The sequence below is a fragment of the Pseudoalteromonas sp. 19-MNA-CIBAN-0066 genome (genome assembly GCF_040308705.1).
In the GTDB taxonomy this organism is placed as follows: domain Bacteria; phylum Pseudomonadota; class Gammaproteobacteria; order Enterobacterales; family Alteromonadaceae; genus Pseudoalteromonas; species Pseudoalteromonas nigrifaciens.
In genome coordinates, this window is sequence record NZ_JBEONZ010000015.1 from 35168 (window position 1) to 56398 (window position 21231).

At 40.4% G+C, this 21231-nt stretch carries 17 protein-coding genes; 11 read left to right on the forward strand and 6 right to left on the reverse strand.

Features of this window, described 5'->3' with window-relative positions:
- Nucleotides 1–34: 34 nt before the first annotated feature.
- Nucleotides 35–1051, forward strand: coding sequence for a hypothetical protein (locus tag AAEZ18_RS10390; protein ID WP_350594873.1), 1017 nt, complete (start codon nt 35–37; stop codon nt 1049–1051).
- A gap of 184 nt (nt 1052–1235) precedes the next feature.
- Here AAEZ18_RS10390 and AAEZ18_RS10395 read toward each other — a convergent pair whose 3' ends face one another.
- The 3 genes from AAEZ18_RS10395 to AAEZ18_RS10405 all read right to left on the reverse strand — a co-directional run bounded on the left by AAEZ18_RS10395 (nt 1236) and on the right by AAEZ18_RS10405 (nt 4523).
- Entirely contained in the window at nt 1236–2135 is a 900-nt protein-coding gene (locus AAEZ18_RS10395; RefSeq protein WP_011328503.1) for a c-type cytochrome, read from the reverse strand.
- Complete coding sequence (locus AAEZ18_RS10400) at nt 2128–3486, reverse strand: cytochrome c (RefSeq protein WP_182683378.1); 1359 nt, start codon at nt 3484–3486, stop codon at nt 2128–2130. Before AAEZ18_RS10400 ends, AAEZ18_RS10395 begins: the two co-directional genes overlap by 8 nt.
- A gap of 152 nt (nt 3487–3638) precedes the next feature.
- Entirely contained in the window at nt 3639–4523 is an 885-nt protein-coding gene (locus tag AAEZ18_RS10405; protein WP_011328505.1) for a LysR family transcriptional regulator, read from the reverse strand.
- 119 nt (nt 4524–4642) lie between these two features.
- On the opposite strand from AAEZ18_RS10405, the gene AAEZ18_RS10410 reads away from it, so the two are divergent.
- The 8 genes from AAEZ18_RS10410 to AAEZ18_RS10445 all read left to right on the forward strand — a co-directional run bounded on the left by AAEZ18_RS10410 (nt 4643) and on the right by AAEZ18_RS10445 (nt 13547).
- Nucleotides 4643–5293: a peroxiredoxin-like family protein gene (locus AAEZ18_RS10410; RefSeq protein WP_350594870.1), complete on the forward strand. Its 651-nt coding sequence runs from the start codon at nt 4643–4645 to the stop codon at nt 5291–5293.
- The gene (locus AAEZ18_RS10415) at nt 5293–6054 is read left to right on the forward strand and encodes a haloacid dehalogenase type II (protein WP_179807299.1); all 762 of its coding nucleotides are present in this window, start codon (nt 5293–5295) and stop codon (nt 6052–6054) included. Before AAEZ18_RS10410 ends, AAEZ18_RS10415 begins: the two co-directional genes overlap by 1 nt.
- A gap of 224 nt (nt 6055–6278) precedes the next feature.
- On the forward strand, nt 6279–6887 hold the full coding sequence (locus AAEZ18_RS10420; RefSeq protein ID WP_350594868.1) for a PilZ domain-containing protein: 609 nt from the start codon (nt 6279–6281) through the stop codon (nt 6885–6887).
- 57 nt (nt 6888–6944) lie between these two features.
- Nucleotides 6945–8000, forward strand: coding sequence for an agmatine deiminase family protein (locus AAEZ18_RS10425; protein ID WP_350594866.1), 1056 nt, complete (start codon nt 6945–6947; stop codon nt 7998–8000).
- A complete protein-coding gene (locus AAEZ18_RS10430) occupies nt 7997–8890 on the forward strand; it encodes a carbon-nitrogen hydrolase (RefSeq protein ID WP_011328510.1) in 894 nt (297 codons plus the stop codon). Before AAEZ18_RS10425 ends, AAEZ18_RS10430 begins: the two co-directional genes overlap by 4 nt.
- A gap of 61 nt (nt 8891–8951) precedes the next feature.
- Nucleotides 8952–12425 (forward strand): transcription-repair coupling factor, encoded by a 3474-nt coding sequence (gene mfd / locus AAEZ18_RS10435; protein ID WP_197108124.1) that lies wholly within the window; start codon nt 8952–8954, stop codon nt 12423–12425.
- A complete protein-coding gene (locus AAEZ18_RS10440) occupies nt 12425–13261 on the forward strand; it encodes a peptidoglycan binding protein CsiV (protein ID WP_197108122.1) in 837 nt (278 codons plus the stop codon). Before mfd ends, AAEZ18_RS10440 begins: the two co-directional genes overlap by 1 nt.
- 31 nt (nt 13262–13292) lie before the next feature.
- Nucleotides 13293–13547: a DUF3862 domain-containing protein gene (locus AAEZ18_RS10445; RefSeq protein ID WP_350594864.1), complete on the forward strand. Its 255-nt coding sequence runs from the start codon at nt 13293–13295 to the stop codon at nt 13545–13547.
- Nucleotides 13548–13597: 50 nt separating this feature from the next.
- Here AAEZ18_RS10445 and AAEZ18_RS10450 read toward each other — a convergent pair whose 3' ends face one another.
- From AAEZ18_RS10450 to AAEZ18_RS10460, 3 genes are all read right to left on the reverse strand, one after another.
- Nucleotides 13598–14965, reverse strand: coding sequence for a hypothetical protein (locus AAEZ18_RS10450; protein ID WP_350594861.1), 1368 nt, complete (start codon nt 14963–14965; stop codon nt 13598–13600).
- A 104-nt stretch (nt 14966–15069) separates the two neighbouring features.
- Complete coding sequence (locus tag AAEZ18_RS10455) at nt 15070–17517, reverse strand: TonB-dependent receptor (RefSeq protein ID WP_350594859.1); 2448 nt, start codon at nt 17515–17517, stop codon at nt 15070–15072.
- 822 nt (nt 17518–18339) lie between these two features.
- Complete coding sequence (locus AAEZ18_RS10460) at nt 18340–18762, reverse strand: hypothetical protein (protein ID WP_197108120.1); 423 nt, start codon at nt 18760–18762, stop codon at nt 18340–18342.
- Nucleotides 18763–19106: 344 nt separating this feature from the next.
- Between AAEZ18_RS10460 and ccoN the strand changes: the two genes are divergently transcribed.
- Both ccoN and ccoO read left to right on the forward strand, forming a co-directional pair.
- Nucleotides 19107–20540 (forward strand): cytochrome-c oxidase, cbb3-type subunit I, encoded by a 1434-nt coding sequence (ccoN, locus tag AAEZ18_RS10465; protein WP_011328517.1) that lies wholly within the window; start codon nt 19107–19109, stop codon nt 20538–20540.
- 12 nt (nt 20541–20552) lie between these two features.
- Complete coding sequence (ccoO, locus tag AAEZ18_RS10470) at nt 20553–21227, forward strand: cytochrome-c oxidase, cbb3-type subunit II (RefSeq protein WP_011328518.1); 675 nt, start codon at nt 20553–20555, stop codon at nt 21225–21227.
- Nucleotides 21228–21231: the final 4 nt, after the last annotated feature.

Sequence of the window (21231 nt, forward strand, 5' to 3'; positions counted from 1 at the left end):
CGCTTGAATGTAAGCAACCTAAGGGAGTTTTGTGGTGTTTAATAAAACAAGTTTAAGTGTTTCTGTATTATTAGCAGTAAGTGGATTGCTTGTTATTAGTGCACCGGTGAGCGCATCGCAAACCACGTTATCGAGCCAAGTATTTGCGAATTTTAGTAATATTCAAATTGACGATCAGCACCAGGATATTGAAGATTGGCAACTTGATGTAAAGCGCTTTTATCTTAATTTAGACCATCAATTTAATGATGACTGGTCATTAACAGTGACCACAGATGTGCAGTGGCAACGCCAGCAAGACCCTACCGACATTTGGTTTCGTCATGCTTATATAAAACGCAATTTTAATCAAGGAAGTACGCTTAAAATTGGTGTTGCTGAACTGCCATGGATTGATTACATCGCACGCCGTGTAGGGTATCGTTATGTTGATCCGAGCTTAACGCCAAAAAACAAATTAGCCGGTCCAACCGATTTAGGTATTCATTATGGCCATAAATCGGCGCACTTTTCGTATGCTGTATCGGCTATTACTGGGGGTGGTTTTCAAAAGCCAACTGTGGGCGATCGAATTGATTTAGAAGCATCGGCTGTGTGGCATATAAATAAACAATTTGATTTTGCTTTAGGTGCTTATCAAGGTACACGCACACTTGATAAAGACGAGGCCGAGAAAAATCATACTGCAGAGCGTTTCAATGCAGCGCTAAGTTACCTGCATCAAGGGGTACGTTTTGGCGTTGAATATGTATATAACGACAACTGGAACCAAGTTAACAAAATACCGCAAGACGCTAGCAGCGGCTGGGGGACTTGGGCAAGTTATGCTTTTAAACCGGGTTACTCTGCATTTGCTCGGTACGATACAATCAACCCTAATAGACGTTTAAACGCTAGTTTAGAACGTGATTACATACAACTAGGTGTTGATTATAAGGCAACTTCTTATTTAACGCTGGCGCTTGTTGCTAAGCAAAATAATATTGATAGTGCAACAGTTGAGCGAACTCAAAATGAAGTAGGTATATGGTCAATGTGGAATTTTAAATAATCTGAGGTAATGGTCTTAATTCAAATATTAGGTTTATGTTATGCCAATAAAAATGCGCCAAAACGGCGCGCTTTTTTGTACTACTCTAGTATACACAGAGTAAATAATCTGAGTTTTAACTAAGTACATTGCAGCAATAAAAAACCGCTTAACCTTGTTAGCTTAAGCGGTTATGCATACTGTATTAATAACGAGAATCAGCGGGATTATCCATACCTGGCCAATCGTTTTCTTTACCTGCAAAGTCTGGACGTGGCTTTTTAGTAAAGTATTCCACAACATCAACAACCTCTTGCTCTGATAAAGTGATCTGCCCAAGCGGCGCTTCACGACTCACACTCAATGGCATGTTATGAATAACAAATGCACCTGCTCGAGAGGCTCGTGCCATACCTGCCCCAATGTTAAATGAATCATCGCCCCATAATGGTGGGAAAATATAATCACCAAATTGATCTTTTATCCCCTCGCCATCACTGCCATGACAAGTACCGCATTGCGCTGCATAAACCTGTGCACCGTTATTTGCGTTTGCTGTATATTTGCCTACTTTAAAAAACTCTAGGCTAGTTAGCTTAACGGTATTGCCCGGTGCCACATCACCACCCAACCATTTCATATAAGCATGCATACCTTGCATTTCTGGCGAATCTATTGGGATTGGTTTACCATTCATCGAACGTTGAAAACAGCCGTTAATACGCTCGTTTAAATCAAGTACGCGTTGCGCACGCGGATTAAAGCGCGGATAGCGATTATAAGTATTTATATAGGGTGCCCCCAACTCTCGTTTACCTTGCCCCATATGGCAACTATTGCAATTGAGCCCGTTACCTACATTATCGGGCAATAAGCGCGCCGTTTCGTTAAGTAAGCGCATACCGTATAAAATAGCCTCTTCATCTTTGTGGCCTACTACATCGGTAATTTTAGGAATGGTAAATTGATCAATCACTTTACCTTCGGCATTAATTACATCGTAAGTTTTTGCATCAGGCGCATCATAAAAACGGCTTTCATAACCCATGTAAGCAGCAACCGAAATTACAACTACAAGCACGCTTATCCCTAGTAACTTATTCATTTTCTATCTCCTTTGCGGGTACATAATGTACCGGAGCATGGTCAACTACACGGCGCATAGTCGCAACATCTCGAGTTGAAATATGGCTGCCATGATTGCCCCAACTGTTGCGAATAAAGTTTAAAACATCGGCTAACTCTTGGTTTTTTAAATGATAAAACTCAGGCATAGTAAATGTCATTACATCATGCGCGGTTGTTGCCATTTCACCCCCTGCTAAAGTGACTTGAATTAACGAACTGGGATCTTCTGCAAACACAATAGAGTTACCAGCCAATGCTGGAAAAATACGTGGTGCGCCTTTTCCATCTAAACGATGACACGCGGCGCACTGCTCCATATACAACAAAGCACCAGAGGCCGAAAAGTCACCTGCCCGCAATGCACTTGTAGTGGTATCTGCTTTTGACTGCCAATTTTTTTCATACCCAGGGCGCGGTGCTAACTGATGCAAATAGCTAGCAATAGCATTTAAATCTTTATCAGTAAAGTACCGCGTACTATGCGCCACTACATCGGCCATGCTGCCAAATGCGGCAGTTTTGTCGGTACGTCCTGTTTTTAAAAATTCAACAATATCGGCTTGTTTCCAGGTTGCTAAGCCTAACCCTTCATTACGTAAACTTTTAGCATACCAGCCCTCCAGTACTGAGCCTGATACAAACTGACCCGATGCATCATCTGATAGCGCCTTTTCTTGAAAAGCAATACCACGTGGCGTATGGCACGCACCGCAGTGAGCTAATCCCTCAACTAAATAGGCACCCTGATTTTGCTCAGTCGTTAAATTGGGGTTAGCTGTAAAGCTACGCGCTGGTGAAAATAATGCATGCCACCATGCTAATGGCCAACGCATACTTGCAGGCCATGGAATGGTTGTTTGTTGATTTTGTTGCTTTACTGCGCTAACGCTTGACATAAAATACGCGTACATTGCCTCTATTTCAGCATCATTTACTATTTTATATGACACAAAAGGCATAGCAGGATAAAGCGGTTGGTTATCTTGGCGAATGCCTTTTCTAACTGCACGTTCAAAATCGGCGTAGCTATAACTACCAATGCCTGTTTCGATGTCGGGAGTAATATTTGTAGAATAAATAGCCCCCATAGGTGTTTGCATGCCTAAGCCACCCGCAAAAGGTTTTCCGCCGGGTGCCGTATGGCACGCAACACAGTCAGCAACTCGTGCGTAGTATTCGCCCTGAGCAATGAGCGTTTGATCGTTAATATCTACTTTATGTGTTGCAGCTAAAGGTGGTGCTAAAGTAATAGGAATGAGCTTAGCGCCCATAAAGGCAAACACCAAGAGTGCAATACCTACTAACACAATGTACGTCACTTTTTTCATTGTTAAATTTAATCCCTCAAAGAAATAAAACGGCCAATAAGCCTGAGGGGGATAATAACAACAATAAAATATTCTCAAATGAGTATAAGAACAAAGGTTGATCTAACGCATGCGCTGCTCATAATAAAAGCGTCATGCAACCGCTTATATAGTTAGCATGCAACAAATAATGACTTTATAAAGTTAAAAAACACCTCAGTTTTACGTGTGGTTAAGCTGTTTTGTGGCCGTAAAAACCATACTGGTGCGTCGCTTTGCGCCATTACACCGGGCATAACTTCAACTAAGGTGCCATTTGCAAGCTCTTCACCAATTGCTATTTTTGATTTAATTGCAATGCCATGCCCAGCAATGGCAGCTTGGGTCATGTTATCTGAGTTTGAAATAGTAAAGCGGGTTTTAGCATTAAAACTGTGGATTTTGCCTTGCTCGTCAAATAATTTTAATTGCTTTTGCCACGGCAAACATACCCAATAATGCGCCGCAAGCTCGGTTAAATTACTTGGCATACCCTGTTTATTTATATAGCTAGGCGCTGCACATAACACACGGCTATTATTGACTATTTTACGCGACAACATGCCAGAGTCGTTTAACTGCCCTACTCTTATAGCCACATCTTGAGCATCATCAACCACATTAATAAAGTGGTCCGTAATTAAAAAGTCGAGTTTTAATTGAGGATATTCACTTTCAAACTCGCTGAGCTTAGGCATAACATACTTAGAAAAAATCCACGGTGGCATAGTTACCCTTAGCAACCCACTCACAGTTGAGCTGCGAGCACCTATACTATGCTCTGCATCGTGCAGTGCCTCAATAATAGCGCCCACACGCGTGTAAAACACCTCTCCTGCAGGCGATAAACGTACTCGCCGACTATCCCTAAAGACTAAAACAGTAGACAACTCTCGCTCTAATTTACTAAGGCGATGGCTCACTGTTGCTGGCGATAAACCTTGCTCGCGCGCAGCGGCAAGTACACCTTTATTCTCTACTACGGCTATAAAAGTTTCTAAATCACTTATGTTATACATAAAAAGCTACTTTGGGTTTTCAATGTTTAATATTTTCGAATGAAGCTTTCACTTTTGCAATCTATATTTAAATAACTAAAACTATATAATCTAACGTAACTTAATTATTGAGGTTATATATGAGTTTAAAAGCGCAAATTGACGCCTATAACGTGCAAAAAGAAGCAAAGCTCCCTGCAGATGTTTTAGCACTAATGAATACGACAAACGCAGAGCTTACTGCCCAGCACATTAAAGATAATGCATTACAGGTAGGGCAAAAAGTTACCAATTTTAGCTTGGCTAATCATCAAGGGAACACGGTTGAACTTGCGACGTTATTAAAACAAGGCCCAGTAATTATTAGCTTTTACCGTGGTGGCTGGTGCCCTTATTGCAATTTAGAGTTAAAAGCCCTGAATGATTACTTGCCACAATTTAAAGCGCAAAATGCACAGTTAATTGCCATTTCACCACAACTTCCTGATGAAACACTGTCAACGGCGCAAAAAAACGACCTTGAATTTGATGTACTTTCAGATGTAAGTAATAAAATAGCCAAGCAGTTCGGTTTATTGTTTACACTCGATGAGCGTATTCAAGCGTTATATACCGAATTTGGTATTGATTTTGAGCACTACTACGGCGATAAAAGCTTTCAACTACCACTACCGGCCACTTATGTTATTAATCAACAAGGTGTGATCACTTACGCATTTGTAACTGAAGACTACACCCTACGCGCTGAACCTTTTGATGTATTAAACGCTTTAAAATCTGAGAGTAAATAATGTCTGTATTAACATCCCTAAAAACCCTAACCCTTTCATTAATTTTAGGCGCAAGCCTATTATCTGGAGATACTATGGCCGAACAAACCTCAAATAAACCTAAAGTGTTAATTTTTGACGTTAACGAAACACTCCTTGATCTAGATTCAATGCGCGCTTCTATAGGCGAAGCACTTGGTGGGCGAGAGGATTTATTACCATTGTGGTTTTCTACTATGCTACACCACTCGTTGGTATCAACTGTAATTGGCGATTACCAAGACTTTGGCCAAATTGGCGTGGCGTCATTATTAATGGTGGCACAAAACAACAATATTAATATTACCAGCGAGCAAGCAAAAACCGCGATTGTTACACCATTATTAACACTGCCTCCACACGCAGACGTAAAAGCAGGTTTAGCTGCATTAAGAGCACAAGGTTATAAGCTGGTTAGCCTAACAAACTCTTCAAATAAAGGCGTACAAGCACAATTTGAAAGCGCTGGTTTAACCCATTATTTTGACGAGCGCTACAGCATTGAAGATATTAAAGTGTACAAGCCTGATTTACGTGCGTACCAATGGGTACTTAAAAAACTTAATGTAAAACCAAATGATGCCATGATGGTTGCAGCACATGGTTGGGACGTAGCCGGCGCAAAAGCAGCCGGTTTACAAACCACTTTTATTGCACGCCCAGGTAAAGCACTTTACCCACTGGCTAAAAAACCAGATCATGTTGTAAAAAACTTACATGAGTTAACCGAGCTGCTTAAATAACCTGATGTAATGGTCTCCTCCCCATACGGCATCTATGTGCCATGATTAAAGTGGTAAAAATTAATCAATACCCCAGCGGCCAATGTTAGGATAACGTTGGCCGTTTTTTTATATTTATAAAATGAATATAAATAAAGTATTCAAGCAGTTATTCAAAAAACATATATTCTAGTAATTTAGCACTAAGGGCGCTATTATTACTTAAATGTGTTGCGGAGAGTGCTATGAACAGTCAAAGATTAAGTGAGTTTGAACAATATTTTCAAATTGATGAAAGTAACCGTGTAAACCTATACATAGTTGATGATAACGCCGTTCCAAAAAACCTTACCCAGTTAGACGCAGACATTCCCCCTTTATTTAAACTCGCTAATGAAGTAAGTAGCTTAGAGCAAAGCGCGCTTGGACCACTGCGTAATTTAGGTGATGTTGCCCAAGAGCTAGCGGTTTTTTTACAAGCGCAATCACGTAAAATAGACTTAATAATGAGCCATGTTCTCGCCTCAGAGCAAAGCGAAGATAACGCTATTTATTGCGATAGTTATGGCGGCGGTGGCGTAAAATTTACAACAGAGGATGTTTATTCTTTAGGGCAAAAGTTTCGGACTAAACTTTTTTTACACCATGAAGCGTCAGCTGTTTATTGCTATACCGAAGTCGTTGCAATTAAAAAAATCGATACCGAGCATTACCAATACACTTTACTCTTTATAGCCATAAAAGACAGCGACCAAGAACTAGTCGTTAGAGCCAGTTTGCATGCACAAACCCGACAACTAAAAAAACGCCAGCAATTAGAGCAATCACAAAACATGCAAGCAGATGATAAATAGCTGACATGTACACTCAAACTGCTAAACTAGCGCTACCTTAATTTGTATCAATTACTCATGAATTTTAGACTTTTACCAGAATGGGCCGAGCAAGACGCTGTTATGCTAACTTGGCCGCATAAAAACACCGATTGGGCTGAAAACTTAGCACGCGTTGAGCCTGTGTATGTAGCGCTTGCAAAACATATTACCGCAGTTCAACAGTTAGTTATTGTAGCGCACAGTGAGCCTGTAAAAGAGCATGTTATTGCGCTATTGCACGCCGCCAACGTCCCCTTAAACTGTGTTCACTTTGTAGTTACACCAACAAATGATACATGGGCACGCGATCACGGCCCCCTTACTTGCGCCGCTATAAATAACCCTAATCAGCTTAAAGTGTATGATTTTACCTTTAACGGTTGGGGTAATAAATTTGCAAGTAATTTAGATAATCAAATAAACCGTGTTTTAGTCAATGAGCTTAGCGATACAAATAATGACTACCAAGCAGTAGATATGGTGCTTGAAGGCGGTGGCATTGAAATAAACGAACACGGCGTATTACTTACTACCAGTGAATGTTTGCTCAATAAAAACCGCAACCCAAATTTAACCCCAAGTGACATTGCAACACTGTTAAAACAGCACTTAGGAGCAACTGACTTTTTATGGGTTGACCATGGTTATTTAGCGGGCGACGACACCGACAGCCACATAGACACGCTAGTTCGCTTTGCACCAAACAATACTCTTGTTTATGTACAGTGCGACGATAAAACCGATGAGCATTACAACGCGCTGCATGCGATGGAAAAACAGCTTCAAGGCTTTAAAACTACCGATAACACCCCATATAATTTAATTGCCTTACCTTGGCCCAAAGCAGTGTATGACGATGAGCAAACACGTTTGCCTGCCACCTATGCTAACTACTTAATTATTAATAATACGGTATTAGTACCAACGTACGATGATGTAAGCGATAAGCTCGCCTTAACGCAAATTCAACAAGCGTACCCAGAGCACACAATTGTGGGCATTAATTGCCTACCTATTATTGAACAATTTGGCAGTTTGCACTGTATAACAATGCAACTCCCACGTAGATTTTTAACTGGAGCAGCTCAATGACCAGCCCTGCAAAATTAACCGTTGCACTCGTACAACAAAGCAATAGCGATAATGCTGAGCAAAATATGGCAAAGTCGATTGCCGCAATTCGTGAAGCAGCCAACAAAGGCGCTAAATTAGTTGTGCTGCAAGAGCTACACCGTAGCCTGTACTTTTGCCAAACCGAAGATGTAGACGTGTTTGATTTAGCCGAAACCATTCCAGGCCCAAGCACGCATACTTTAGGTGAGCTGGCAAAAGAGTTAAGCATTGTAATTGTGGCGTCGTTATTTGAAAAACGTGCTACCGGCCTTTATCACAATACCGCTGTAGTACTTGAAAATGACGGCAGTATTGCCGGTAAATACCGTAAAATGCATATTCCCGATGACCCTGGTTTTTACGAAAAATTTTACTTTACTCCAGGCGATTTAGGCTTTGAGCCAATTCAAACCTCAGTAGGTAAATTGGGCGTATTAGTATGTTGGGATCAGTGGTTTCCTGAAGCTGCACGCTTAATGGCAATGGCCGGTGCTGAGCTACTTATTTATCCAACTGCAATAGGCTGGGATCCGCGTGATGATAGCGATGAACAAACCCGCCAAAAAGATGCGTGGGTTATTAGCCAGCGCGCCCATGCGATTGCCAATGGTGTACCGGTAATTAGTTGTAACCGCGTTGGAGTCGAGCAAGACCCAAGTGAGCAAAGCGAAGGGATTCAATTTTGGGGGAACTCTTTTATTGCAGGGCCACAAGGTGAATTACTTGCTGAGGCTAATAATACTGACGAGCAAATTTTAGTAATTGAGCTTGATCAACAGCGCAGCGAAAACGTAAGACGTATTTGGCCGTATTTACGCGACCGCAGAATTGATCACTACCAAGACTTAACAAAAATTTACCGCGATTAAATAAAATTACTTGGCCCTTATTACATAATAAATTAGGGCCAATTTATAAATGGAGTAATAAATGGCGTTTGAGCAATGGGCAGCCTTGCCTTGGGTGAAATCTCAAAAAGATAAAATTCAATGGGGGCAACTTAGCGGCAGCGGTTTAAGCATTGCTATTGCTGAGGGTGTAAAACAACAAGACAATTTAGTATTAATTGTAACCCCAGACACGCCAAGCGCCCTGCGCCTTGAAACCGAGCTAGAATATTTATTGCCCGACAACCCGGTAATGATATTTCCTGACTGGGAAACCCTGCCTTACGACCACTTTTCTCCTCATCAAGATATTATTTCTGCCCGTTTAGCCACTTTAAATACGCTCAAAAACGAGCAACAAAGTGTTTTAATTGTCCCTGTTTCTACCTTAATGCTGCGCACCGCCCCGGCTTCGTTTATTTATGGGTCCACAATTAACTTTAAGGTGGGTGATAAGCTCGATACTCATAATTTCAGAAATAATTTAGAACAAGCGGGTTATTTAAACGTACAGCAAGTAATGGAGCACGGCGAGTACGCCATTCGCGGCTCTATTGTCGACTTATACCCTATGGGCAGCCCGCATCCTTTTAGACTCGACTTTTTTGACGACGAGCTCGACAGCATTCGTTTATTTGATGTTGAAACCCAGCGCTCAGATGAAAAAGTAGATAAAATTGAACTGCTCCCGGCACACGAATTTCCCACTAACGAAGCCGACATTGAACGCTTTAGAATAGCGTACCGTGAGAAGTTTGGTGCCAGCGCGCAGCAAGACTCTGTTTACATGCAAGTGAGTAAAGGTAATTGGCCTGCCGGTATAGAATATTATATGCCACTGTTTTTCGAGCAACTGGCCACTATTTTTGATTACCTACCTGAAACCACAACGGTAATGCAGCTCGGTGATTTAGAACATGCCGCCGATAATTTTTGGCATGACGTAAACGTGCGCTATGAAAACCGCCGCGTAGACCCACTGCGTCCATTATTAGAGCCAAGCGCGCTGTATCAACCCATTAATGAATTGTTTGCTAATTTAGGGAATTATGCGCGTATTCGCTTATCTCAAGCAAAACTAGGTACAAAAGCAGGCAATAAAAATTTAACTGTTAGTGAATTACCTGTTATTCGCATTGATCATAAACAAAGCGAACCTTACGGTGCGTTTATAAACTATGTAGCGGCGCAAAAAAAGCACAAAGGCCGTATTTTACTAAGCGTAGAGTCGGATGGCCGGCGCGAGTCATTACTGGGAGTATTAAAACCTAGCGGCTTAAAGTTTAAAGAATTTACTAGTTTTGAGCAGTTTACAAAAAGCCAAAGCGACGTTGGCCTAATTGTTAGCCCACTGGAGCAAAGTGTTGTATTAGGTACTAAACCTAGTTTATCTATTATCACCGAACAAGAACTGCTTGGCATAAAAGTATCGCAGCGCCGTCGCCGTAAGCATAAATACCAAGCCAGCCAAGATGCACTAATTCGTAACTTAGCCGAACTTAAAGAAGGCCAACCTATTGTACATCTTGATCACGGCGTTGGTCGCTATCAAGGTTTGCAAACCATAGATGCCGCAGGCATTACCACTGAATTTGTTACCATTACTTACGCCAGTGAAGCAAAATTGTATGTACCGGTTTCGGCGCTGCATATGCTAAGTCGTTATTCGGGCGGCGAAGAAGCTAGTGCACCACTGCATAAACTTGGCTCAGATGCATGGGACAAAGCTAAAAAACGTGCTGCTGAAAAAGTGCGCGATGTAGCCGCTGAGTTACTTGATATTTACGCTCAGCGCCAAGCAAAACCAGGGAATAAATTTACCCTCGATGCCCCAGCTTATCGCCAATTTAGCGACAGCTTCCCGTTTGAAGAAACCGACGATCAACGCAATGCCATTGAAGCCGTATTAGGCGATATGCAATCAAAACAAGCCATGGACCGTTTAGTGTGTGGCGATGTAGGCTTTGGTAAAACCGAAGTCGCCATGCGCGCCGCATTTGTAGCTGTTAACGATAACAAACAAGTAGCTATTTTGGTGCCTACAACATTACTTGCCCAACAACACTTTGAAAACTTTAAAGACCGTTTTGCCGACTTTCCTATTGAGGTAGGTGTATTGTCGCGTTTTAACTCACCTAAAGAGCAAAAAGACACGCTTGAAAAAATGGCCAACGGCAAGCTCGATATTGTCATTGGTACTCATAAGCTGATCCAGGCTGATATTATATTTAACGATTTAGGCTTATTAATTGTTGATGAAGAACATCGCTTTGGGGTGCGCCAAAAGGAGAAGATTAAAGCGCTACGCGCCGATGTCGACATACTCACTTTAACTGCAACGCCTATCCCGCGTACCTTAAATATGGCCATGAGCGGTATGCGCGACTTATCTATTATTGCCACTCCACCTGCAAAGCGTTTAGCAGTAAAAACCTTTGTGCGCCAACGCGATGTAGAATTAATACGTGAAGCGGTACTGCGAGAAATTAAACGCGGTGGCCAAGTTTACTTTTTACATAATAACGTAGAGACAATTGAGCGCGTAGCACAAGAAATAAGTGAATGGGTGCCCGAGGCAAGCGTAACCAGTGCACATGGGCAAATGCGCGAGCAAGAGCTTGAGCAAATAATGGCTGACTTTTACCACCAAAAATACAACGTATTAGTGTGTACCACTATAATAGAAACCGGTATTGACATACCAACTGCTAACACCATAATTATGGATAGAGCCGACAAACTAGGTTTAGCGCAGTTACATCAATTACGTGGACGTGTTGGTCGCAGCCATCACCAAGCTTATGCCTACTTATTAACAGGCGATCCTAAAGCTCTTTCTAAAGATGCAAGCAAACGCTTACAAGCAATAGAGTCATTAGAAGACTTAGGCGCAGGTTTTGCACTAGCAACCCACGATTTAGAAATTCGTGGTGCGGGTGAACTTTTAGGTGATGATCAATCAGGACAAATGCAAACCATTGGCTTTAGCTTATACATGGAAATGCTTGAACAAGCAGTAAAAGCATTGCGAGAAGGCAAAGAGCCCACCCTTGAAAACCTCTTACAAAAACAAACTGAGGTAGACTTAAAGCTACCGGCTTTATTACCCGATGATTATATTTACGATGTGAACGCACGTTTAGGTATGTACAAGCGCGTTGCTAGTTGTGCTAATGTTGCCGATATGGACGAATTGCAGGTAGAATTAATCGACCGCTTTGGCTTATTACCCGACGCGGCTAAAAACCTCTTTAGCCTGCAGCAATTAAAAATGCGAGCAAGTGATTTAGGTATAACAAAAATTGAGGCAAACCCGAAAGGTGGTTACTTTGAATTTAGCCAAAACACTAAGGTTAATCCTAGCTTCATCATAGGCTTGATACAAAGTGCACCGCGCGTGTACAAAATGGATGGCGCAAATAAACTGCGCTTTGTTATTAGCGAGGCAAATGCCCGCGAACGCTTGAAAATGGTCACTGCAATGCTTGCAGATTTCGAAAAAAAGGTTAGCCATTAATGTTGCTAAAAAAATCGCTTATTATTTTATGCTGCTTATTTAGCAGCACCGCAATTGCTGAGCGCTGGTTTGAAGTAGAAGTACTGGTATTTAAACAACGCCCTGCTCCGTACTTACAAGAAGACTTTAGCCTTAAAAAACCAGCTATTGAAGATAAAAACACACTTGATTTACTCACCCCACTTTACACTGAGCAAGCTATGCAAGCGTGTATTGATGGCGATACACGCTTTGAAAAACGCTCTTTTACAGATTCTTTAGTTAACTCAAAACAGCAATCTGGGGTGTGTGATAACAGTATTGATTATTTAAAAAGTTATGAACACCTACCGGTAACACCGCTTGTAGCTGCACAAGATACAATGCAGCAAACATACCTTTTAGCACCAACACAACTGCAATTTAACAGCCAACGCCAAGCCTTAGAGCGCAAAGGGTTAACGCCACTATTACATACTGGCTGGCGTTTTGAAGGGGCAAGTAAGTCGCGTGCACCTAGCATGCATTTAATCGCTGGTGAGCATATTAAAAGTGCAGAGCCTAGCGCCCCAAGTTATGCAAACCCAGACTTTATTAGTTTGGTTAACTCGCAAGATTCCTTTTTTAATGCTCCTAAAGAACCCACTATGAAGTGGGAACTCGACGGTTTATTTAAAATACATTTACGCCATTATTTATACATAACCGCTAATTTCGATATTAGCCAAAAGCACGATAGTGGTGAAATAGAAGCCGCTCGTTTTTCACAATTTAGACGAGTAATAAGTGAAGAAATACACTATTTTGATCACCCTAGAATGGGGATGATCGTCCAAATTAGAAAATTCAAACATTAATATGATGTTATTTAACACATAGGAAATAACAATGAAAAAACTCCTGATTATTGCAGCAACGCTAAGCCTAGCAGCGTGTTCTAAAGTAAATGTTGAGAACTACGAAAAAATAAAAATTGGTATGGATAAATCAGAAGTCGAAGTTTTTTTAGGAAGCGCTGATAACTGCGTAGAAAAAACACTGCATACCAACTGCGTTTGGGGTGACGATGCGAAAAATATCGAAGTTATACTCGTATCAAACAAAGTAACTTTATTTACCAAAACAGGGTTAGCAAACAACTAACGCTAACCCTTTAGAGGAATAACATGGGATGTAACCGGTTACAGCCTTTGTTATTCCTGCTTAGTACCGTCATCAGAGTAAATAAGTTCAATATTAACTATTTTACTGCGGTTCATGGTTATTTTATAACGCTGATACAGCTTTTTATCTCGCTCGGTTAGCACTAATACCATATTTAATTGATAACGCCGCTCTACAGCCTGCTTAGAAACCTTATTACTCTCAAGATGATATAACTTACCCTCACCTTTTTTAAGATAGCGAGAAAACGGCGCAAGACTAAACTGCAGTGTTTGATGCAAACTATCGTAACCTGGTAAAAACTCTCGGGCATTTACACGTGTTTCGCTTGCAAAGTGTAACCACTGTGCAGCGAGCTTATTTTGTTGCCGGCGTTTGGAGAAAATAGCACGGACTTCTTTTGGAATATTTTTAAAGCGCGTATATTCTAACCAAATAAGCTGGCTCGCAACTTTGTCTTTGGTCACGCTATTTTTAAAAACAAACCGCCACTTAGGCCGCCCACGTACAATAGCGCGCCAAATAATTAGGGTTATATCTTCTTTAAATATTTCGCGAAGGCCATAAATAAGCCCCAATATTAAGATTAATGTTGCAGTAACTTCTGTAAAAGTAGCGCGTGCGTTGAGTATAACTATCATCACTAACGCCATAATTACAGCGGTTACCGAGCCCTTAACTAAACGTTTTAAATAACTATTAAGGTAGCGAGTTTGGCGGTTTAAAATTACACCATGTTCAATTAAACGCTGCAATAACCGCATTTTATTAGTAATGCGGTTTGCATCTTTAAGGGTTGATTCTGAATTATATTGTTGCTCTTCGCGATAGCTGTTTTCTGACTTACAAAAGTTAACTAAGTCGTTGCGCTCTTTTGCATAGTCACTACTGCGTGGTCCTTCATCGAGCAGTTTTAAAAACGACTGCTCTATTTGCCAACTAAGGTAGTTATCGGCATTGGTGTAAAATGAAATTAGCTTTTCATCTTCAGGGGTATAACGTCTTAGTTTTCTTAATAAGCTTTGGCTTTGCTCGCACAGCTCACCCGCCCGTTGATAAAATTCATCAGGGTCTTCTATTTTGAGGGTTTCTTTAATATCTGCATCAATAGCCAAGCGCACCTGATAACAATACAAATTGAGGTTTTGTCGGTAATCTCGCTGCTCACCTTTGTTTTTACTTACAAAACGGCTTCGCACTAGCGGTAGGTGAATATTATTGGCGTTATAAGCTAAATAAGATTTAAATTGATTATTAAAATAGGATTCTTCACTAAGGGTTTGTGCATTCACGCCCATTTCGTTGGGAATAGAAAAGTATAAATCAAGGCGTTGCTCTGAGCGTTGGCCCAGCTGCGGTTCAATAATAAAAGATAAATTCTCATCTTGCTTTAACAATTAAATCTCCTTGTAATATAGCTCCTTAGTATACTTGCCTGAAGTATTTTGTTCAATAAAAAAGGCCTAGTAAAAACTAGGCCTTAAAATATTTATTCTGCTAATTAAAATTTAAAATTAACACTCGCAAAAATACGCGAACCAATTACATCGTATATCTCAGGAACTGTTCCCATATCATTACCACCTAATACAGACTCAGGCTCTTTATCAAAGATATTATTCATACCACCAGTAATGCGTAAATCATCACTTACGCTGTAGCTCATAGAAATATCATGATAAACAGTATTGTCAGTGCTAAAGAAGTCACCGTAATACTCGCCATCCATTCCTTTAACGAATCTTGCATTATAAAGAAAGCTTAAAGCTTCGCTTACATCGTAATTTACAGATAGATTTGATTTGATTTTAGCATAGCCACCGATATTGCCATCGATAGTGCCTGTGTAATCAATATCATCTTGTTCAAATTCGATTAAGTATGTTGTATCAAGGTTGATAGCATAGTTATCTGCTTTGTATGAGATATTCCAATCAACACCAGATGTTTTTTGCGAGCCAACATTTGTTAATGCTGAACTCATATTTGATAAATCACCTGTTGATGTAATATTGATTGATGAACATGACTCAAGCGTACCAGCAAAACAATTTCTCATTTCGTTCTGAACGTCTAGACGCGTAATTGCATCAGTTATATCAAACTTCCAGTAATCCATGGTGCTTGATAAGCCATCAGTAATTTCCCATACCATACCAAAAGTAAATGACTTACTTTCTTCTGCTTTAAGGTTTTTGTCACTGGTGTAATTTACTTTGATTTGAGGGTCTTGCTCATTACCCCATGGATCTTCTAGGTAATCGAAAGAGCCTGAGTTACCACCAAAAAGCTCAGCAACATTAGGTGCTCTAAAGCCAGTCGCTAATACAGAGCGAACCATAAACTCATCTGTTACGTTCCAAGTTGCACCAAGCTTCCACGTTGTTGCACCACCAAACGTTGAGTAGTTATCGTAACGTGCGGCACCTTCAATTGTTACTGACTCAAACACTGGCATAGACGCTTCAAAATACACAGACTGTACTGAGTAATCACCTTCAGTTGGATCTTGTTGTGCCGCTGTACTTTCACCGCGTTGAGTGATCATATCTGGAGTGTAATAACCACTTTCAAATCTGTTTTCAACACCAATTGCATAACCAATATCGTTATCTGTTAGTGCACTGTAACCTGCAGCTAGAATAAACTGCTCGTTACCACCTTCATTTGACTCAGTGTAAATTGCACCATCTGACACTAACATATCGCGATTTAATGCATCGCCAGCAAACCAAAGCGCTTGATTAGCATAAATGCTTTGCTCAACATTGCTTGCATGGATAGAGTTTTGAACTTTATCTTTAGAATCATTACGGCCATAAGTAGCACTTACATCCCAGCTAGCGTCGTTATCTAACGTACCCGCTAATGCAACAGACGCTCTGTAGGTATCGGTTTTTTGCTCATAAATACGAGGACCTGCATCAACCATTCTGCGACGATACTCTAAGGTATCTGCAAGAGCACCCTTACCATCTACAAAAGCACTTGTATAAGCAGCATCTAAATTAGCTGTTTTTAAATCAATATTTGCTGGTTGTGGTGCAAGCTGTTGAGTCGAATCACGACGCGTATACATCAAATCAACATTAAATGTTGTATCTGAGTCTAACTCTTTATCAAAGCTAGTAAAAATACTGTACAAGTCGTTTGGTGTTTGTGCATAGCTAGAAGTCGTATAATCATAGCCTTTATTACGGTCTATAAAACCACCATTTCCATCTGGCATTTTACCACCAAGTGTTCCCTCTGGAATAAATGATGATTGACCTGGCTCTACAAAGCTTCTGTCTGATTGGATTATTTCGCCGCGGCTTGAATACTGCGCACCTACAACTAAATTACCTTCAGCAATTTGCATTCCGTGTAATAAACTTACACCGTAGTTATTGCCATCACCTTTTGTAGTGCGGCTACCTTCTACATTAACTTCTGAACCTTCAAAGTCATTCTTGGTTATTATATTAACAACACCAGCGATAGCATCTGAACCGTATACTGCAGAAGCACCATCTTTTAAAATTTCAATAGACTTAATCATTGCAACTGGAATCGTATTTAAATCAACAGAAGAATCTGCACCGGTTCCAGATGAAACCATACGACGACCATTTAATAATACTAGAGTACGCTGAGAGCCCATACCACGTAGGTTTACAGTAGCAGTACCACCTGAACCATTATTACTCGAACCACCTAAGCTCATCCCTGCCGCTGATGGTTGATTAGAAAGCACGTCTGCAACTGATGTGTAACCACTTTTTGCAATAAAGTCATCGCCTATAACTGTAATAGGGCTAGCCGTTTCCATATCTGTACGGTTAATACGAGAGCCTGTTACTTGAATTTTTTCAATTGACTTTGCCGCTTCGTCAGCCGCTAAAACTTGCACACTTGAGAACATTGGAATAGCAGCGATAACCGCTAAGCCAAGAGTTGATTTTTTCATGGATGAACCCTACTTGTTGAAAATTTACCTAAATGGTAATGCTCACTTTTATAAGAATTGTGAGTCAGAAAACAGCAACTTAGGCGTGATTAACTGAACAAAAACTTAACGAAAGGCCAATTAAAAACCAACCGAAAAACACAGCACCCAAAAAAGGTACAAACGTTACACTATGTTTCCTTGTTAATTAATAAATACACTTCAAAATCAATACACTAAATGCATTGCGCTACATTAAAAGCACAGGTGAAATCAAACTAATGGACTTTGTAATTAAATGTAATTAACTCAACAATGTACCTTTAACCGGTAATTTAACAAGTTAATCACAGTAGGTTATTAAAACCGTAAAACTAGATGTTAATTGATAACTATATTTATGCGCTTTGAGTAATTAATTAGTCTGATTTAACGCATATATAGCTTTTAAAGGAGAGATTTTTTATTCAGCCAAGATTAAACAAGTAAATTATTCACCAATTTAATGACGCAATGATTGCCTCAAACCTAGTAGTACACTTAATTCAACCAAATACCATTTTTGCATTTTTCGAAATTAAAAAGAGAAAGTAAAAATAACAAAAGGCAGGAGTGCTAAGTGCTAGCTAAAATGATGTGAGTGTACGAAGTACTCTTATTGTAGGCTTAATCTTCTTGCGCTAAAGCTAACCCTCTGTGGATTTAGCTTTTCTGCGCCAAGAAATAAAAAGTAACGCTTAACTTAAAGAGAGTAAGCCAACTAAACTGATCTCAACCAGAATGCTTATCTCCCTGCTGCAAATTAAGCGAGCTACTTAATAAGTAGTATAAGCAATGGCATGTTTAGTAAGTAACGTAAAAATAATAATATACCGAGTTGCTTTGCTGTGTTGCCTCATCGGTTACGTTAAGGATTAATTTCCACAGCATATTTTTTTCAGCGCAAATACCTACCATAGTTTCACTTTGCCAAGTGTTGCCATGGCGCTTAAATTGCTGAGGAATATACCCCATATACATAGTTACGCCTTCAAGTTTTGCATTCGTAATAACATGCCCTTTAGGTAACTCGGAAAATATGGAGAATGGTGTTTCAGGGGATAAATCACCATCGCTAAGCCACACTTTAACGCCATTTGGAAAAGTACAGGGTAAACCGGCTTCGCAAGCAAGGTTTTTTAATTGTTGTGTATCGCTGGTTTTTGAATAATCACACGCAACTAAAAAAATTAGTAAAAAAAACAAACATACTCTATATATATACATGTGGCAGGTACTCACAATCCAAAAAATAATGGCTGGCACTAATTTAATAGTCACAAGGTCAAATCACACTTTTATTACAAATAACGTACAATTCACCTCAAAAAGTAAACAGCAAGCTAGTAAAGTTTGATTGATGTCATAATATTATGTAATTGACCTATCTTTTTTAAGCCAAAAATTTTATCATTTCAACCGCAAAAAAATAAGGGTTTCTCGAGTCTGTTTTCTAAAATAATCGTATTTTTAATGTTTTAGATGGCAAGCTTGTGAAGTAATAGTAGGCCCCACTTTTTTTAGGTGGGTAATTCATTTCTAAACGCATTTATTGCAGCGGAAGCCAGAAAATGAGCCAGACAGTAGCATCACACACTGAGTACAACTATAAAGTTGTACGCCAATTCGCTATTATGACAGTGATTTGGGGCATCGTTGGCATGAGTATTGGGGTTCTGATTGCTGCCCAACTAGCTTGGCCAGCACTTAACTTTGATACACCATGGTTAACATACTCTCGACTTCGTCCGTTACACACGAACGCAGTTATTTTCGCATTTGGTACAAGTGCACTTTTTGCGACGTCTTATTACGTCGTTCAACGTACCTGTCAAACGCGCCTTCTTTCAGATAAATTAGCAGCTTTTACCTTTTGGGGTTGGCAGCTTGTTATTGTGCTTGCTGTTATTACACTACCTTTGGGTATTACAAGTTCTAAAGAATATGCAGAACTTGAGTGGCCAATTGATATTTTAATAGCCGTTGTATGGGTAACTTATGCCGTAGTATTTATGGGCACAATCGCAAAGCGTAAAGTGTCTCATATATATGTAGCTAACTGGTTCTATGCTGGCTTTATCATTACGGTTGCTGTACTTCATATTGTAAACAGTATGGCTGTACCTGTGTCGTTAACTAAATCGTATTCCATTTATGCTGGTGCAGTTGATGCAATGGTACAGTGGTGGTACGGACACAATGCCGTTGGCTTTTTATTAACAGCTGGCTTTTTAGGTATGATGTATTACTTTGTACCAAAACAAGCAGGCCGTCCGGTTTACTCTTACCGCTTATCAGTGGTTCACTTTTGGGCGCTTATTTCGCTTTATATTTGGGCAGGCCCTCATCACCTTCACTACACTGCGCTTCCTGATTGGACGCAAAGTTTAGGTATGGTTATGTCTATTATCCTATTCGTTCCATCTTGGGGTGGCATGATTAACGGTATTATGACGTTGTCTGGTGCATGGCATAAGCTTCGTACTGACCCTGTTTTACGTTTCTTAGTTGTTTCATTATCTTTTTACGGTATGTCTACGTTTGAAGGTCCAATGATGGCAATTAAATCTGTAAACGCGCTTTCTCATTACACCGACTGGACTGTAGGACACGTTCACTCAGGTGCATTAGGTTGGGTTGCAATGATATCTATCGGCGCTATTTACCACTTAATCCCTGCGCTATTCTCGCAAGGTCGTATGTACAGCGTTAAATTAATTAACACACATTTTTGGTTACACACTGTTGGTGTTGTTTTATACATAGTAGCAATGTGGATCTCAGGTGTAATGCAAGGTCTAATGTGGCGTGCAGTTAACTCTGATGGCACATTAATGTATAGCTTTGTACAGTCTTTAGAGGCATCTCATCCTTTCTATGTTATACGCTTTATTGGTGGTGTGTTCATCGTAGTAGGTATGCTAGTTATGGCTTATAACGTTTATCGTACAGTGGCAGCGAAGAACGATTCGCTGCAATTAGACGAACAAGCACAATTAGCATAACGGAGTGAGATAATGAGCAATAAAAATTCACAAAACAAACACGAAATAGTCGAAAAAAACATTGGCCTTATGGCTATCTTGACCGTTTTCGCAATTAGCTTTGGTGCATTAGTTGAAATTACTCCGCTAATGTTTCAAGACGATACAACTAAACCAGTTGACGGACTACGTCCGTTAACTGCACTTGAAATGGAAGGCCGAGATCTATATGTACGTGAGGGTTGTTCTAACTGTCACTCACAAATGATCCGCCCTTTTCGTGACGAAGTTGAGCGTTATGGCCACTATTCAGTTGCTGGTGAATCTGTTTGGGATCACCCTTTCCTTTGGGGTTCTAAACGTACTGGTCCTGACTTAGCTCGTGTAGGCAAACGTTATTCGGATGACTGGCATTATGCTCACTTAGTTGACCCACGTGCTGTGGTTCCTGAGTCGAACATGCCAGGCTTTCCTTGGTTAGCAGAGAATACGCTTGATACAAGCTTGACTTTGAATAAACTTAAAATTTTCCGTGACACATTTGGAATCGATAGCCGTACCGACCGTTACGATGGTTTAGGTTACGGTAGTGATGAAGAATTAATCGCTGATGTTGCCAAAGTTGATGCAATGAATGACGGTAAAGGTGCAACAGAAATGCAAGCCCTTATCGCTTATTTGCAACAGCTTGGCACCCACTTGAAGTAACTAA

Coding starts and splice junctions, on each gene's coding strand:
- AAEZ18_RS10395 (WP_011328503.1), bottom strand. CDS start 2,135: ATGAATAAGTTACTAGGGATAAGCGTGCTTGTAGTTGTAATTTCGGTT.
- AAEZ18_RS10400 (WP_182683378.1), bottom strand. CDS start 3,486: ATGAAAAAAGTGACGTACATTGTGTTAGTAGGTATTGCACTCTTGGTG.
- AAEZ18_RS10405 (WP_011328505.1), bottom strand. CDS start 4,523: ATGTATAACATAAGTGATTTAGAAACTTTTATAGCCGTAGTAGAGAAT.
- AAEZ18_RS10410 (WP_350594870.1), top strand. CDS start 4,643: ATGAGTTTAAAAGCGCAAATTGACGCCTATAACGTGCAAAAAGAAGCA.
- AAEZ18_RS10415 (WP_179807299.1), top strand. CDS start 5,293: ATGTCTGTATTAACATCCCTAAAAACCCTAACCCTTTCATTAATTTTA.
- AAEZ18_RS10420 (WP_350594868.1), top strand. CDS start 6,279: ATGAACAGTCAAAGATTAAGTGAGTTTGAACAATATTTTCAAATTGAT.
- AAEZ18_RS10425 (WP_350594866.1), top strand. CDS start 6,945: ATGAATTTTAGACTTTTACCAGAATGGGCCGAGCAAGACGCTGTTATG.
- AAEZ18_RS10430 (WP_011328510.1), top strand. CDS start 7,997: ATGACCAGCCCTGCAAAATTAACCGTTGCACTCGTACAACAAAGCAAT.
- mfd (WP_197108124.1), top strand. CDS start 8,952: ATGGCGTTTGAGCAATGGGCAGCCTTGCCTTGGGTGAAATCTCAAAAA.
- AAEZ18_RS10440 (WP_197108122.1), top strand. CDS start 12,425: ATGTTGCTAAAAAAATCGCTTATTATTTTATGCTGCTTATTTAGCAGC.
- AAEZ18_RS10445 (WP_350594864.1), top strand. CDS start 13,293: ATGAAAAAACTCCTGATTATTGCAGCAACGCTAAGCCTAGCAGCGTGT.
- AAEZ18_RS10455 (WP_350594859.1), bottom strand. CDS start 17,517: ATGAAAAAATCAACTCTTGGCTTAGCGGTTATCGCTGCTATTCCAATG.
- AAEZ18_RS10460 (WP_197108120.1), bottom strand. CDS start 18,762: ATGTATATATATAGAGTATGTTTGTTTTTTTTACTAATTTTTTTAGTT.
- ccoN (WP_011328517.1), top strand. CDS start 19,107: ATGAGCCAGACAGTAGCATCACACACTGAGTACAACTATAAAGTTGTA.
- ccoO (WP_011328518.1), top strand. CDS start 20,553: ATGAGCAATAAAAATTCACAAAACAAACACGAAATAGTCGAAAAAAAC.